Here is a 13,933-nt window from a genome sequence, read left to right as displayed (position 1 = left end):
GATCTGCCCGAACGCGAGAGCATGGAGTTCGACGTTGTCATCGTCGGGGCGGGGCCTGCCGGTCTTGCGGCGGCGATCCGGCTGAAGCAGGTCAATCCGGAGCTTTCGGTCGTCGTCTTGGAAAAGGGCGCCGAAGTCGGCGCGCATATCCTCTCGGGCGCCGTCGTCGATCCGATCGGCATCGACCGGCTGCTGCCGGGCTGGCGCGACGAGGCCGATCATCCGTTCAAGACCGAGGTCACGGACGACCACTTCCTGTTCTTGGGCCCGGCCGGCTCAATGCGCCTGCCGAACTTCCTGATGCCGCCGCTGATGAACAATCACGGCAACTACATCGTATCGCTCGGCAACGTCTGTCGCTGGCTGGCAAGCCATGCGGAAGCCCTCGGCGTCGAGATCTATCCGGGCTTTGCCGCAACCGAAGTGCTCTATAACGACAAGGGTGCGGTCATCGGCGTTGCCACCGGCGACATGGGCATCGAGCGCAATGGCGAACCGGGACCGAACTTCGCCCGCGGCATGGCGCTCTTGGGCAAATACACGCTGATCGGCGAGGGCGTGCGCGGTTCGCTCGCCAAGCAGCTGATTGCGGAATTCGATCTCTCCAGGGATCGCGACGTCCAGAAATTCGGCATCGGCCTGAAAGAGCTCTGGCAGGTCAAGCCCGAGAACCACCGGCCCGGGCTGGTGCAGCATTCCTTCGGTTGGCCGCTCGGCATGAAGACCGGCGGCGGTTCGTTCCTCTACCATCTCGAAGACAACCTGGTCGCCGTCGGCTTCGTCGTGCACCTCAATTACAAGAACCCCTATCTCTTCCCGTTCGAGGAATTCCAGCGCTTCAAGACCCATCCGGCGATCCGCGGCACCTTCGAGGGCGGCAAGCGGCTCTCCTACGGTGCCCGCGCGATCACCGAGGGTGGCTACCAGTCGGTGCCGAAGCTGTCGTTCCCCGGCGGTTCGCTGATCGGCTGTTCGGCCGGTCTCGTCAACGTGCCGCGCATCAAGGGCAGCCACAATGCGGTGCTGTCGGGCATTCTCGCGGCCGAGAAGCTGGCGGCGGCGATCGCGAGCGGCCGCGCCAATGACGAGCCGATCGAGATCGAGCGCGGCTGGCGCGACAGCGCCATCGGCCAGGACCTGAAGCGGGTCAGGAACGTCAAGCCGCTGTGGTCGAAGTTCGGCACGGCGATCGGCGTTGCGCTCGGCGGCTTGGACATGTGGACCAACCAGCTGTTCGGCTTCTCGTTCTTCGGCACGCTGAAGCACGGCAAGACTGACGCGCAGAGCCTTGAGCCGGCCGCGCAGCACCAGAAGATCGATTATCCGAAGCCGGATGGCGTGCTGACCTTCGACCGGCTGTCCTCGGTGTTCCTGTCGAACACCAACCACGAGGAAGACCAGCCGATCCACCTGCAGGTCAAGGATCCGGAGCTGCAGCGCACGTCGGAACTCGACGTCTTTGCCGGCCCGTCGACGCGCTACTGTCCGGCCGGGGTCTACGAATGGGTGGAGAAGGACGGCAAGCCTGTCTTCGTCATCAACGCGCAGAACTGCGTGCACTGCAAGACCTGCGACATCAAGGACCCGAACCAGAACATCAACTGGGTGCCGCCACAGGGCGGCGAAGGCCCGGTCTATCCGAATATGTGATCTTTGGATGGCGGCCGCAGGACCTCCGAGGTTCGCGGAAACGAAATTGTTCGAGGCGCCGGAGGGAACTCCGGCGCCTCTTTTGTATTCGCGCGCACGTGTCGAGCGGTAGTCCGATCATCGAAAAGGCAATCCGTGCCGCTATTGGGAAAGTCCTTGCCGGCAAACCCCGTTAGCTTTCATGGTGTCATCGGCTCGAAGCCGACGAATCCGCAGGCCTTTCGGTCCCTGTTGTTTCGAGTTGGACCGAGCCTTGTGACGCTGCCGATCCCCGCGGTGAGATCGGCAGTGCGACGGGATGCACCGCCAGAACAAAGGGAACGGAAATGAAGAAGCTTCTTGCAACGACGTGCCTGGCCGCCGGCCTTCTTGGCCTTGCTGGTGCGGCCTCGGCCGCCGAATGCGGCGATGTGACGATTGCCAATATGAACTGGCAGAGCGCCGAAGTGCTGGCGAGCGTCGACAAGATCATCCTGGCGGAAGGCTATGGCTGCAACGCCGAGCTCGTCGTTGGCGATACCGTGCCGACGATCACCTCGATGATCGAAAAGGGCCAGCCCGATATCGCGCCGGAAGGCTGGGTGGATCTTCTGCCCGACGTCGTCAATCGCGGCCTCGAAGAAGGCAAGCTCGTCGGTGCCGCCGTCGCACTCTCCGATGGCGCCGTTCAGGGCTGGTGGGTCCCGAAATACATCGTTGACGCCAATCCCGACATCAAGACGATCGACGACGTGCTGAAGCACAAGGAGCTGTTCCCGGATCCGGAAGACGCCAGCAAGGGCGCCGTCTTCAACGGCCCGCAGGGCTGGGGCGGAACGGTAGTGACGACTCAGCTCTACAAGGCCTATGGCGGCGAGGCGGCGGGCTTCACGCTGGTCGACACCGGATCGGCCGCCGGTCTCGACGGCTCGATCGCCAAGGCCTATGAGCGCAAGCAGGGCTGGGTCGGGTACTACTGGGCGCCGACGGCCCTTCTCGGCAAATACGAGATGGTCAAGCTCGGGCATGGGGTCGCGGCGGACGCAGCCGAGTGGAAACGCTGCAACACGGTTGCCGACTGCCCGGACCCGAAGAAGAACGACTGGCCGAAGGACAAGGTCCAGACGCTGGTGACAAAGGCTTTTGCCGATCGCGCGGGCCCGGCCATGGACTACCTCAACAAGCGCGCCTGGACCAACGACACGGTCAACAAGCTGATGGCCTGGATGACCGACAACCAGGCAAGCGGCGAGGAGGGCGCCAAACACTTCCTTCAGGAAAACCCCGACATCTGGACTCAGTGGGTCTCGCCCGAGGTCGCCGAAAAGGTCAAGGCCGCGCTCTGATTGCGACCGATTGAACCCACGGGCGGCGCGATCCTTGCGCCGCCTCTTTGTTTGACCCCCCGGCAACAGCAAAACAACAATCGCGGCCGGTGAGATGTGAAGGGGAATTGGAATGGACTGGTTGACCCAGTTTCCGCATATGGACGACGAAAGCCTGCGGGCGCTGAAGAAGGCTATCGACGAGGGGTTCCGGTCGTTCACGCGCGCCTATGGCGACGCAATCGAAGGTTTCTTCGAACCGCTGCAGTTCTTCCTCATCCAATCGGAGCGCTTCATGACGAAGACGCCCTGGCCGATCATCCTGGTGCTGATCGCGCTGATCGCTTGGGTGGCGAGTCGGAACTGGAAGATCGTCGCCGGCTGCATCGGTACGCTGCTGCTCATCGGCTACTTCGACATGTGGGACGACACGATGAAGACGATCTCGATGATCTTCGTCTGTACCGTTTTGTCGATCGCCATCGGCATTCCGCTCGGCATCGTCATGTCCCGGTCGGACCGGGTCCAGAACATCGTCAATCCGATCCTCGATGTGATGCAGACCATGCCGAGTTTCGTCTATCTGATCCCGGTCGTGATGCTGCTCGGCATCGGCAAGGTTCCAGGACTGATTGCCGTGGTCATCTACGCGATACCGCCGATGATCCGGCTCACCAATCTCGGCATCCGCCTTGTCGACAAGGACGTGCTTGAGGCAGCCGATGCATTCGGCTCGTCGGCTTGGCAGAAGCTCAAGAACGTGCAGATGCCGCTGGCCCTGCCGACGATCATGGCGGGCATCAACCAGACGATCATGATGGCGCTCGCCATGGTGGTCATCGCCTCGATGATCGGCGTTCAGGGCCTCGGCCAGCCGGTGCTGAAGGCGATTGCCAACCAGTATTTCACGCTCGGCATCTTCAACGGGCTCGCCATCGTCGGCATCGCGATCATCTTCGATCGTGTCAGCCAGGCCTATGGCCATCGCCTGCAGAAACATCGGGAGATCATCCACGGCTGAGCCGAGCGATCTCAAGAAAAGAAAAGGCCCCGGAGCGGAAACGCGCCGGGGCCTTTGTCTTATTGGGGAACTTCTCGGTTTAGGTGCGGGTAGAGAGAATGCCGGTCGAAAGCGCCACGCCGATAGCCGTGACGATTGCGGCCAGCATTTCGAACGGGCCGATTTGCTCGCCGAGCAGGATCGCGCCGCCGATCATCGCCAGCACCGGGGTCAGCGCCGTAAAGGCAGCGGCCTGCGTGCCGCCGAGGCTCTTCACCGCAAAGCCATAGGCGACCATGGCAATGAGGCCGGAGAGGATGCCCTGGCTGGTGATCTGCAGGGCGATCTCCTTGACCGGAACGCTGGCAAGCGTGCTTCCGAAACAGGCGGCAAGCGCCAGATGGATCAGGAACGACCAGGCCGCAATCAAAGCGCTTCCCTGCAGCGGGCTCAGGCCCGAACGGCGGAAGGTGTGGGTGTAGATCGCCCAGAGCGTGGCCGCTGCGGGCAACAGCGCGTATCCGATCCACCCTGTGGACACTGAAACGGCAAGGTTGCGCGTCAGCAGGATAGCGACACCGGCGACGATCGCGGCAAAACCCACCATCCGCATTCGGTCCGGACGCTCGCCAAAGATCGTGATGCCGATCAGGGCGGTGGCAAGCGGCATCGAGCCGCCGAGAAGAATGCCGACGGAGGAGGCGGGAACCGAGTGGATCGCAAAGGCGGAGACCTGGAAAAAGACCGCGCCGGAGCCCGCGACCATCAAGGCGAGGAGCAGGATCGGCAGCTTGCGCGGCAAGAGCCCGGTCTTGAGCCAGAGCGGCGCGAGCAGGAGCGCCGGTACGCCGTAGCGGATCAGGCCAAGGTCGATTGTGCTGAGTGCGGTGCCGGCCGAATGGCGGGTTGCGAGAATCCAGCCGGCCCAGATGAGGACGGTCACGAAGGCACCGGCATAGCCGGCGGTGGCAGGCGACGTATTGCCGCGAGCAAGCGTAAGCGCAACCATTTGAATTTCCTTCCCGATTTGGATATCTGAGGGGCTTTTGGGTCTGGAAGGAAGATTACGCCCGGAAGGCCGGGCATGTCCTTGCGATTTATGCCCGAAATAGACTATCATCAGCAACAATGTGCCAATAGTAACCTCTGAAGTTTGTGAGCATGCCAAATCTCGATAAATTCGATCTCGCTATCCTCAGGATCCTTCAGGAGGATGCGCGCGCGACGAACGTCGAGATCGCAGAAAAGGTCAATCTTTCGCCGTCGCCCTGCCTGCGGCGCATCCGCAATCTGGAGAAATCCGGCATCCTGCGTGGCTATCGGGCCGATATCGACCGCAAGGAAGCCGGTCTCGGGCTCACCGTCTTCGTGGAGATCAAGGTGGGACGGCACAGCCGCGAGAATGCGCAGCGGCAGCAGGAGGCGCTGCTCGCCATTCCTGAGGTGGTGTCCTGTTTCCTGATCTCGGGCAATGCCGACTTCCTCGCCGAGGTCGTCGTCGAGGATCTCCCGGCTTACGAGACGCTCTTGACCGAGACGCTGCTTGCCTTGCCGGGTGTGACCGACATCCGTTCGAACTTCGCGATCCGATCGATCAAGACCGGCGGGCCACTGAAGTTGCCCGAGCCGCGCTGAACGGTTGTCATTACCAGTCTCCGAGCGCCGACCGGCACGCGCTCCATTCCCGTTAAGTTTCGGCAAGGTTCTGGAATTGGCCGCAATCGCGATTATCTGATCGCGGTGAGCAGCTTTGCCGCGGCAACGGAGTCAGTGACCCATTCATGAAAATCAAGGCGATCTTCAATCGTGAAGGCGGAACCTTCCGCACGACGGATATGGCGGTCTATGGCCGGAAGGTCGAGGAGGTCTTCCATACCGCCGGCCACCAGATCGAAATTGCGACGGTTTCCGGAAGCGAGATGCGCGAGACCTTGGAGCGCACATGCCGCCGCGATGACCTCGATGCGATAATCGCCGGCGGCGGTGACGGCACGATCTCGGCTGCTGCCGGGGTCGCCTGGAAAAACCGCATGCCGCTCGGCGTTGTTCCCGCCGGGACGATGAACCTTTTTGCCCGCACGCTGAAGCTGCCGCTCGATATCTGGAAGGTTCCGGAGGTGCTGGCGAATGGCGTGATCATCGACGGTGACATCGGCAGCGCCGATGGCCGGGCCTTCGTGCATCAGTTTTCGATGGGCCTGCATGCCCGCATGGTGCGCTATCGCGAGTCCTTCAGCTTTCGTTCGAGGGCAGGCAAAATCGCCGCAAGCACCCGCGCCGCGGTAGGCGTGATTCTCAATCCGCCCGATTTCGAGATCGAGTTCGATGTCGACGGCCATAAGGAGAGCCGTCATGTTTCGGCGGTTTCAGTCTCGAACAATCCGTTCGGCCGCGATACGCTGATGTATGCCGACGATGTCACAGCCGGCCATCTCGGCTTCTACACGGCGCCGCCCCTAAGCCCGCCGGGCGTGGCCAAGCTCGCCTTCGATGTGATGCGCGGCAAATTCCGCGACAGCCCGCTGATTACCGCCATGAGCGGCCATGCGCTCGATCTGCATTTTCCCAAGGTGGAGCGCAAGATCAACTGCGTCATCGACGGCGAACTCCTGCCGATGGGCCGTGACGTCGCGCTTCGCATTCACCCGGGTGAACTCAAGTTGCTCGTCGGCGCCGACCGCGACGGGTCGTTGATCCAGAAGTAGCCGAAGCCATAGCGATCCGGCAGATTGCCGTGGAGATAGGGCAGGGCGAGTTGCTGCGGCTTCATCGCTGCCTCCGGCACGCCGAGTGACTTCAGGGTGTCGAGAAGCCCGACAGGTGGTTGAGCATCGAGCTTGCCGTTGTCGCTCCAGACCACGAGGAGCGGTCCGGCCGGATGCTCGATCGGAGAGCTGCTGCTGTTGCCGGGGACGAAGACCTTGGCACCGTGCAGGCGCGTGCGCACATTGCCACCAAGCAGCTTGTCCGCGGCGATGACCATCGCCGGCTCGGCTCCCTCCTGTCGGACCACGGTATCCACAAGGGTGCTATAGGGAATGCTGAGCCTCGACAATTTGCCGAACCAGGGGCGAACAACCGCGCGTGCCGAGACGACCACCAAAGTGGTGACGATGATGAAGGCGACGAGCAGCAGGAAGGGGCGAACGCTGCGTGTGGTGTCGACGCCGGAAGCCTCCACCTTGAGGGCCAGGTAGAGCGGCAGCAGGACGAGAAAGAGAACCAGCCATTTCTCGCGCATGTGGGTGGCGCCGACGGCGAGCATGATCAGCAGCACGGCGCCGAGGCACAGCAGCAACATGCGCCCGACGACGCGTGTCCAGTGGTTTTCGGCGCGCCAGATCGTCGGCAGGTCATTGCGGAAGACGAGAGCGAAGACGATCAGGGGAAGTGCGGCGCCGCGAAGCGTGGCGACTACCAGCGCAACGATCCCTTTGAGCGCCTTCGTCAGGTAGCTCGTCTGTTGGGCCGTTCCCATTTCATTGAGGGTATTGCGCGAGGCGGCGCCGAGATTTTCGAGAATCCAGTAGCCGTGCGGCAGCGCAATCAGCGTGCAGACGGCGATCGCAACCAGAATGCGCCAGTCGAAGAGCCGGGCGCGAAGCTTCGGCTCGGGCAGGATCGCAAGAATCGCGGCGGTTGGGACGAGTGCGAAGTTGTACTTCGAGATGACGCCGATGCCGACCGCCGCTCCAGTCAGGACGTAGGCGAACAGACTTGGCCGCGTCATCGTCCGGACGAAAGCGTAAAGGAACAGCGATACGGCAAACAGTGCCGCGACCGTATGCGAAAGGTCGCGCTGTGCGAGCAGGAAAATCGGCGGAAAGGTCAGCACGCCGACCGTTGCGATCGCGGTCAGGCGTCGATCGCTGAGGACCTCGCGTGCTGCGAGGCCGTAGAAGAGGCAACACAGAAACAGGAGCCCATTCTTCAGCACCGTCATCGTCGCAAGCGACGGCCCAAAGGCCGAGGTCAGCCCGTATTGCAGCCAATTGTAGAACGGGGGCTGCGAACCATAGCCGAGCATCAGGAACTGCGAGACGAAGGCCTGTTCCGACTCGTCGATTTCGAGCGATGTGGAAATGGCGAGGCGTAAGCCGATGCAGAGCAGAAAGTAACCGGCGATCAGCGCAACGACGGTGTTTGGCCGACGATTGACGACGTCAAGCATCGGCCGGGTCCCGGACGAAGACCTGCCGCACGATGTAGTTGGTGGTACCGTCGTCGCGGAAATAGGTTCGCGCCATCATCTCAGCGAGAATGCCTGTCGTGATGAGCTGAACGGACGAAAGGAACAGCATGACACCGACGATCAGCATCGGTCGCGTTCCGATATCGTTGCCGAGGATGAACTTGTCGAAGCCGAGATAGATCAGGATCAGCGCGCTGAGCGCGCCGGTCGCAAGCCCGATCGATCCGAAGAAGTGCCCTGGGCGCGCTTTGTAACGCATGAAGAAGAGCACCGACAGCAGATCGAGAATCACGCGGAAGGTTCTGGAGATCCCATACTTGGATTGGCCGTGCTGCCGTGCGTGATGGGTAACGGGCATCTCGCCGATGCGGCTGCTCGGCACCACGCCGGCGACCCAGGCGGGGATGAAGCGGTGCATTTCCCCCATCAGCTTCACCTGCTTGATGACCGAGGTGCGATAGACCTTCAGGCTGCAGCCATAGTCATGCAGCCTGACGCCGGTGATCTTGCCGATCAGGCGATTGGCGCACCAGGACGGGATCTTCCTGAGCAGGAGACCATCCTGCCGGTTCTTTCGCCAGCCGACCAACAGGTCGAGCTCGCGCTCCTCGATCGCCTTGACCATTTCGGGAATATCGGCCGGATCGTTCTGCAGGTCGCCGTCAAGCGTGGCGATCAGGCGCCCGGCGGCAGCGTCGATGCCGGCCTGCATCGCTGCCGTTTGCCCGAAGTTCTTCTGCAATTCGACAATCTTGAGATCGAGGCCCGGATCGGAAAGAGCCATTCTTGCATTTGCCAGCGTTCGGTCGGTGCTGCCGTCGTCAACGAGGATCAGTTCCCACGGAGACGGAAAGTTCGCCAGCGCATCGCGGACACGTGTGATCAGCGGCTGGACGCTGTCCTCTTCGTTGAACACGGGAATGACGACGGATAGTTCGATGGGGTACATAGGAACAGCTCGTACATGCGGCGCTTACAATGCCGCAAGATTTGGATTGGGCTACATAACCGTTTTCTTGCACAGTTATCAGTGATAACCAACGTTCAATCTTGCGTTTCAACACGGGAAATCGAGACCTGATGACTTCGGATTGCGAGTCCGATCGGCGATCCTGGTTCGCCCGCAACCGGATGACATTACTTTCGGCAGGTGCCATTGCGGCCTATGCGGCCTTCGTCGAATGGTTCTGGGGATGGCCGGCGCTGCTGAGGCAATGGTCCGAGATCGGCTTCAGTTCCGCCGTCTCGGCTCTGGTGCTGCTTGTCGCAACCTATTTCATTCGCTGCTATCGCATCTACGATTACTTCCCGAACGAAACGGCGGGGCGCTTCCTGCCGCTGTTTCGCGTCACCCAGGTCCATAATCTCCTCAACATCATGCTGCCGTTTCGTGCCGGGGAAACGAGCTTTCCGCTGCTGATGCGCTCGGAGTTTTCCGTGCCGCTCGCGCGCGGCACGTCCGCTCTTCTGGTGATGCGCCTGCTCGACCTGCACGCCCTTCTCGTCGTTGCGGCCGTCGGTCTCGTCATCGGCCGCGGATCAGCCGCCTTGTGGATGGCATGGCTTGCCGCGTTCGTCTCGCCGCTTCTCTTCTTCCTGCTGAAGGATCACGTGATTGCGCTGGCGCGTCGGCTGTTGCCGACAAAGCTTGATGCTATCGTCGACGAATTGGAGGCGGGCGTCCCGGCCAATATCGTCGCGTTCCTGCGCGCCTGGGGCATGACCATCCTCAACTGGGCGGTCAAGGTGCTTGTCCTTGCCTGGGTGCTGGCCTTCATGGGCGTTGCGCCACTGGCCGCCTGTTTCGGCGGTGCTCTCGGCGGCGAACTCTCCTCGGTGCTGCCGATGCATGCGCCCGCTGGCGTCGGCACCTATCCGGCCGCGATCGCGGCCGGGGCAGTGTCCTTCGGCGCAGGCGCCGATCGCGCCGGAGTGGAACAACTCGCGGCCGCCGGCGTCAACGCACATCTCTTGATCATCGTGTCCGCGGTGGCGGGCACGATGCTGTCGATGGCGCTCGGGAGACGGCGCTGAGCAATTCCAGGAAAAGTGTGAAGCAGTTTTCCGTCCGGAATTGCGCAATTCCAATGGTTACTGGAACGAGGTTTCGTAGAAGCTTCTGAGCTTGCGGGAATGCAGCTTCTCCGGCGGCATGGCCGCAAGCTTCTGCAGCGCAAGGATGCCGATCTTCAGGTGCTGGCTGACCTGTGTCTTGTAGAAGGCGGTCGCCATGCCCGGCAGCTTCAATTCGCCATGCAGCGGCTTGTCCGATACGCAGAGCAGCGTTCCATAGGGCACGCGGAAGCGGAAGCCGTTGGCGGCGATCGTCGCCGATTCCATGTCGAGCGCAATGGCGCGGGCCTGCGACAGGCGCTTGACCGGGCCGCGCTGGTCGCGAAGTTCCCAGTTGCGGTTGTCGATGGTTGCGACGGTTCCGGTGCGCATGATCTGTTTGAGGTCGTAGTCCCGGTAGCCGGTGACCTCGGCAACGGCGTCCTGCAGTGCCACCTGCACTTCCGCGAGCGCCGGCAAGGGGATCCAGACCGGAAGGTCGTCGTCGAGAACGTGATCCTCGCGCATATAGGCATGCGCGAGCACGTAGTCACCAAGGCGTTGGCTGTTGCGAAGACCGGCGCAGTGGCCGAGCATCAGCCAGACATGCGGGCGCAGCACAGCGATATGGTCGGTGATCGTCTTGGCGTTGGATGGGCCGACGCCGATATTGACCATGGTGATGCCGCCGTGCCCCTTCTTCTTCAGGTGATAGGCGGGCATCTGCGGCAGCCGTGCGAGCGTATAGTCGGTCTCCGGCTTGTCGGCGCCGGCGGGCGTGATGATGTTGCCGGGCTCGACGAAGGCCGTGTAGCCATTGCCGCCTTCGGCCATCTGCTGGCGGGCCCAGGCACAGAACTCGTCGATATAGAACTGGTAGTTCGTGAAGAGCACGAAGTTCTGGAAGTGCGTGGCGTTGGTCGCGGTATAGTGGCTGAGCCGCGCCAGCGAATAGTCGATGCGCTGAGCCGTGAAGGGCGCAAGCGGCGAGGGTTCTCCGGGGCCCGGCTCGTAGGAGCCGTTGGCGATCTCGTCGTCGGTCGTCGTCAGGTCAGGCGCATCGAACAGATCGCGTAGCGGAATGTCGATGGTGTTTGCCGCCGATGCCTCCACATAGGCGCCCTCGCCAAAGGCAAAATGCAGGGGGATCGGGGTTGCCGATTCCGAGACGGTGACGCCGAGGCCGTGGTTCCGTATCAGATGCCCGAGCTGCTCCTTCAGATAGTGCCGGAAAAGCTTCGGCCGGGTGATCGTGGTCGTATAGACGCCGGGCGCGCTGACATAGCCAAAGGACAGGCGGGAATCGACATGTCCGAAGCTGCTCGTCTCGATGCTGACCTGCGGATAGCAGGCGCGATAGCGGGTGAGCGGCTCGTCGGACTTGCCCAGGCCCTCGAACGCTTCGCAGAGGAACCGGGTATTGCGCTCGTAGAGCGCCTCGAGGCAATCGACAGCAGCCGCAGGATCGTCGAAGTATTGCGGCTCGAGAGGCTCAGGCGTTGCGACGGAAAGGACGGAGTGTGAAGAGATTCGCTTGTTCATGTCGCATTATAGGCTGCGGCTTCTGACAAGCAAACGACAAGATATTGGCTTGCACGACCGCGCGGCGGCCTCAGGTCATCGGTTCAACGCGGGCCCGCGACGATGACCGCGCTGCCGAGAAGGGCGATGGTCATGCCGGCCAGATCCCAGCGGTCGGGCCTGACCCCTTCGGCAAGCCAGAGCCAGAGCAGCGACGCGGCGATGTAGACGCCGCCATAGGCCGTTTAGGCGCGGCCCGCAGCTTCGCTGTCGATCCAGGTGAGGAGCCAGGCGAAAAGTGCCAGGGAGGCCATGCCGGGAATAAGCCAGAGGATGGATTTATCGAGCTTCAACCACGCCCAGAAGGCAAAGCAGCCGGCGATTTCGGCAAGGGCGGCAAGCGTATAGACGAGATAGGCGGGCATCGGGGCTGACAAGGGGTTGTTGTGGCGAATCCCACAATCGTATCCGATTAGGGGAAACAAGCAGAAACTCAAAGTGCTGCAGCAACCTTGGCGTATCTTAAAAGAAGCACGACGCTGCAGGTGCGAGAGGACAGGAAAGCGGCGTTAAGTGCAAGCCGGAAAGAACAAAGGGGCGCGCGCGCCCCTTTTCATGCAATCCGATCGGGTGGCCCCCGCCTCAGGTCATCGATTGACGCTGCAGGGTGACGAAGAGGACGAGGCCGGCGCCCTGTTTGCCGATGCCGGCACCGTTGGCCTTGGAGTAGGCAAGCGCTCCAACCGGTGCCATCAGCAGGCCGGCCAGTGCAAGCACGCGCAGCGAGAGAAACGCGGATGTCGAAAGAGCGGCCAGCATGTTCGTTTCTCCATCAGATCACGCGGTGATCAGTTTCACTTGGCGGCGGAGCAGGGCGTAGCCCGTCTCGTCCCGGGTTAGAGTTTGGCCTGGCAGTATTGCGCCGTATGCGCGGTGCAATCCGTCAGCGAACCGAGATAGGTATTGGTGCGGCGACGTTCGGTGTCCGCGCTGACGGCAGCGGCGAGAGTTACAGCGAAAACGACCATCAGAAGGCTGATGATGGTGAGGCGCCGAGCAAGGATATCCATGGTTCTGTCCGTTGTTTGGAGGCAGGTTCAAATCGATTGAGTGTGTTTTCGCACACCCAAACTGAATTGATGCTGAGATGTCCGTTCATCTGGCGTTCATCTTCGGTTGCATGGGGAGGCGCGCTGCACGGATCGGGAGATCGAGACCGGTCGCGATCACAGTGGGTGCGCAAGGAGGAGCCAAGGGGGCGGCGCTACGAATGGTCGCGTAACAGCGCTAAGTCCATGGACCGCACATGCAAAAAGGGCGGCCGATGGCCGCCCTTTCAATTCGTCAATGTGTCCGTGCCGCCGTATCGCGCGCTTAGAGGCGCGTCCAGGTCTGTGACTTGCAGAGCACTTTCAGGACGCAGCCCTTCATCTTCAGCGAATTGCCGTTGACGGCGCCAGAACCGCTATAGGTCTTGTCGGTATCCGGATCGGTGATTTCGCCCGAATAGCTGCCGTCGGTACCGGCGAGGTTGCCGATGCGCTTGCCGGCATGCTTGCCGGTCTTCAGCGTCACGCAAAAGGCTCCGCCACAAGGCACAATCTCCGCGGTCGCGCCGCTTGCGGTCTTCCAGTTGCCGACGATCGGTTCTGCCGCTGCCGCCGTCCCGGCAATGCCAAGGGCGAGCGTCGCGGTCATGAGCAAGGTACGTAACATTCCAGTCCTCCAGATCGAGGCTGCCGGCGTGGTCCGCTCCGCCGGCAGCTTTAGATGTCCTCGTATGCAAAAAAGGCAGTCTCCTCACTGCCGCGCGCAAGATAGCTTACGCGCACGTAAAGGTAAACAAGCCAAACGGCGGCTTTTGCTGCTTTTTCTTGGCCGTTTCAAGCAGGTCGAAATCTAGGAAATCCTGGCGGCTCTGCCACCGTCGATCTTTTCGTGGTTAGCGTTTGGTTGAAATCGGCAGTTGAATTTTTCGTAAATTTTGAAGCGAATGCGCCGGATTCCCGGACTTCCGATGTTTAACAAAAGCTCAAGTTTACCAAGCGTTTGAACTTTGTTTGTCGCAAATTAAGCATGCATTTTAAGCGCGCATTGAAAGCCCTGCTGCATATTGAAGCCATAAGACGAGCGGACAAAAACGCTCCGAAAAACCACCGAAGACGACGCCGCAAAAAGATGGCGCGCTCCGGAAGGCCCGCAAAGAGGCAAGGT

The 13,933-nt window shown here is 61.6% G+C and carries 13 protein-coding genes and 1 pseudogene; 6 read left to right on the top strand and 8 right to left on the bottom strand.

Annotated elements, in window-relative coordinates; translation table 11 throughout:
• The 3 genes from ACTJKE_RS11480 to ACTJKE_RS11470 form a co-directional block, all read left to right on the top strand.
• Window positions 1–1,650, top strand: a 1,650-nt coding sequence (locus ACTJKE_RS11480) for an electron transfer flavoprotein-ubiquinone oxidoreductase (protein WP_440691838.1), incomplete at its 5' end; no start/stop codon positions are given.
• A 326-nt stretch (window positions 1,651–1,976) separates the two neighbouring features.
• Window positions 1,977–2,975, top strand: a complete 999-nt coding sequence (locus ACTJKE_RS11475) for an ABC transporter substrate-binding protein (RefSeq protein ID WP_058320287.1) — start codon at window positions 1,977–1,979, stop codon at window positions 2,973–2,975.
• A gap of 112 nt (window positions 2,976–3,087) precedes the next feature.
• A complete protein-coding gene (locus tag ACTJKE_RS11470) occupies window positions 3,088–3,975 on the top strand; it encodes an ABC transporter permease (RefSeq protein WP_057252855.1) in 888 nt (295 codons plus the stop codon).
• 79 nt (window positions 3,976–4,054) lie between these two features.
• Here the strand turns inward: ACTJKE_RS11470 and ACTJKE_RS11465 are convergent, their stop codons facing one another.
• On the bottom strand, window positions 4,055–4,963 hold the full coding sequence (locus tag ACTJKE_RS11465) for a DMT family transporter (protein WP_113132267.1): 909 nt from the start codon (window positions 4,961–4,963) through the stop codon (window positions 4,055–4,057).
• A gap of 152 nt (window positions 4,964–5,115) precedes the next feature.
• On the opposite strand from ACTJKE_RS11465, the gene ACTJKE_RS11460 reads away from it, so the two are divergent.
• The gene (locus ACTJKE_RS11460) at window positions 5,116–5,589 is read left to right on the top strand and encodes an Lrp/AsnC family transcriptional regulator (RefSeq protein ID WP_058320285.1); all 474 of its coding nucleotides are present in this window, start codon (window positions 5,116–5,118) and stop codon (window positions 5,587–5,589) included.
• A gap of 146 nt (window positions 5,590–5,735) precedes the next feature.
• Window positions 5,736–6,659 (top strand): diacylglycerol/lipid kinase family protein, encoded by a 924-nt coding sequence (locus tag ACTJKE_RS11455; RefSeq protein WP_058325584.1) that lies wholly within the window; start codon window positions 5,736–5,738, stop codon window positions 6,657–6,659.
• On the opposite strand, the gene ACTJKE_RS11450 is transcribed toward ACTJKE_RS11455, so the two are convergent.
• Window positions 6,596–8,125, bottom strand: coding sequence for a glycosyltransferase family 39 protein (locus ACTJKE_RS11450; protein ID WP_113132269.1), 1,530 nt, complete (start codon window positions 8,123–8,125; stop codon window positions 6,596–6,598). The genes ACTJKE_RS11455 and ACTJKE_RS11450 overlap by 64 nt on opposite strands.
• On the bottom strand, window positions 8,118–9,095 hold the full coding sequence (locus ACTJKE_RS11445) for a glycosyltransferase family 2 protein (RefSeq protein ID WP_057252846.1): 978 nt from the start codon (window positions 9,093–9,095) through the stop codon (window positions 8,118–8,120). The genes ACTJKE_RS11450 and ACTJKE_RS11445 overlap by 8 nt, the downstream gene beginning before the upstream one ends.
• A gap of 131 nt (window positions 9,096–9,226) precedes the next feature.
• Between ACTJKE_RS11445 and ACTJKE_RS11440 the strand changes: the two genes are divergently transcribed.
• Entirely contained in the window at window positions 9,227–10,180 is a 954-nt protein-coding gene (locus tag ACTJKE_RS11440) for a lysylphosphatidylglycerol synthase domain-containing protein (RefSeq protein WP_113132270.1), read from the top strand.
• Window positions 10,181–10,237: 57 nt separating this feature from the next.
• On the opposite strand, the gene ACTJKE_RS11435 is transcribed toward ACTJKE_RS11440, so the two are convergent.
• The 5 genes and pseudogenes from ACTJKE_RS11435 to ACTJKE_RS11415 form a co-directional block, all read right to left on the bottom strand.
• The gene (locus ACTJKE_RS11435) at window positions 10,238–11,740 is read right to left on the bottom strand and encodes an AMP nucleosidase (protein ID WP_058320282.1); all 1,503 of its coding nucleotides are present in this window, start codon (window positions 11,738–11,740) and stop codon (window positions 10,238–10,240) included.
• Between the two features lie 83 nt (window positions 11,741–11,823).
• Window positions 11,824–12,144 (bottom strand): annotated as a pseudogene (locus ACTJKE_RS11430) (YnfA family protein).
• A gap of 217 nt (window positions 12,145–12,361) precedes the next feature.
• Window positions 12,362–12,538 carry a hypothetical protein gene (locus tag ACTJKE_RS11425; protein WP_162261310.1) on the bottom strand — a complete coding sequence of 59 codons (177 nt, stop codon included), beginning with the start codon at window positions 12,536–12,538 and terminating at the stop codon, window positions 12,362–12,364.
• 77 nt (window positions 12,539–12,615) lie between these two features.
• Window positions 12,616–12,789 (bottom strand): hypothetical protein, encoded by a 174-nt coding sequence (locus ACTJKE_RS11420; RefSeq protein ID WP_093232134.1) that lies wholly within the window; start codon window positions 12,787–12,789, stop codon window positions 12,616–12,618.
• 304 nt (window positions 12,790–13,093) lie between these two features.
• Window positions 13,094–13,435 carry a DUF2147 domain-containing protein gene (locus ACTJKE_RS11415; protein ID WP_057252837.1) on the bottom strand — a complete coding sequence of 114 codons (342 nt, stop codon included), beginning with the start codon at window positions 13,433–13,435 and terminating at the stop codon, window positions 13,094–13,096.
• Window positions 13,436–13,933: the final 498 nt, after the last annotated feature.

The sequence above is a fragment of the Ensifer sp. 22521 genome (assembly GCF_052044795.1).
In the GTDB taxonomy this organism is placed as follows: Bacteria; Pseudomonadota; Alphaproteobacteria; order Rhizobiales; family Rhizobiaceae; genus Ensifer.
The sequence above is the reverse complement of the archived record's forward strand: the minus strand, read 5'-3'. Positions and strand labels throughout refer to the sequence as shown.

Bases quoted from the DNA above. Each gene is read 5' to 3' on its own strand.
- ACTJKE_RS11425 (WP_162261310.1), bottom strand. From the start codon at position 12,538: ATGCTGGCCGCTCTTTCGACATCCGCGTTTCTCTCGCTGCGCGTGCTT.
- ACTJKE_RS11415 (WP_057252837.1), bottom strand. From the start codon at position 13,435: ATGTTACGTACCTTGCTCATGACCGCGACGCTCGCCCTTGGCATTGCC.
- ACTJKE_RS11440 (WP_113132270.1), top strand. From the start codon at position 9,227: ATGACTTCGGATTGCGAGTCCGATCGGCGATCCTGGTTCGCCCGCAAC.
- ACTJKE_RS11450 (WP_113132269.1), bottom strand. From the start codon at position 8,125: ATGCTTGACGTCGTCAATCGTCGGCCAAACACCGTCGTTGCGCTGATC.
- ACTJKE_RS11445 (WP_057252846.1), bottom strand. From the start codon at position 9,095: ATGTACCCCATCGAACTATCCGTCGTCATTCCCGTGTTCAACGAAGAG.
- ACTJKE_RS11420 (WP_093232134.1), bottom strand. From the start codon at position 12,789: ATGGATATCCTTGCTCGGCGCCTCACCATCATCAGCCTTCTGATGGTC.
- ACTJKE_RS11465 (WP_113132267.1), bottom strand. From the start codon at position 4,963: ATGGTTGCGCTTACGCTTGCTCGCGGCAATACGTCGCCTGCCACCGCC.
- ACTJKE_RS11435 (WP_058320282.1), bottom strand. From the start codon at position 11,740: ATGAACAAGCGAATCTCTTCACACTCCGTCCTTTCCGTCGCAACGCCT.
- ACTJKE_RS11475 (WP_058320287.1), top strand. From the start codon at position 1,977: ATGAAGAAGCTTCTTGCAACGACGTGCCTGGCCGCCGGCCTTCTTGGC.
- ACTJKE_RS11470 (WP_057252855.1), top strand. From the start codon at position 3,088: ATGGACTGGTTGACCCAGTTTCCGCATATGGACGACGAAAGCCTGCGG.
- ACTJKE_RS11455 (WP_058325584.1), top strand. From the start codon at position 5,736: ATGAAAATCAAGGCGATCTTCAATCGTGAAGGCGGAACCTTCCGCACG.
- ACTJKE_RS11460 (WP_058320285.1), top strand. From the start codon at position 5,116: ATGCCAAATCTCGATAAATTCGATCTCGCTATCCTCAGGATCCTTCAG.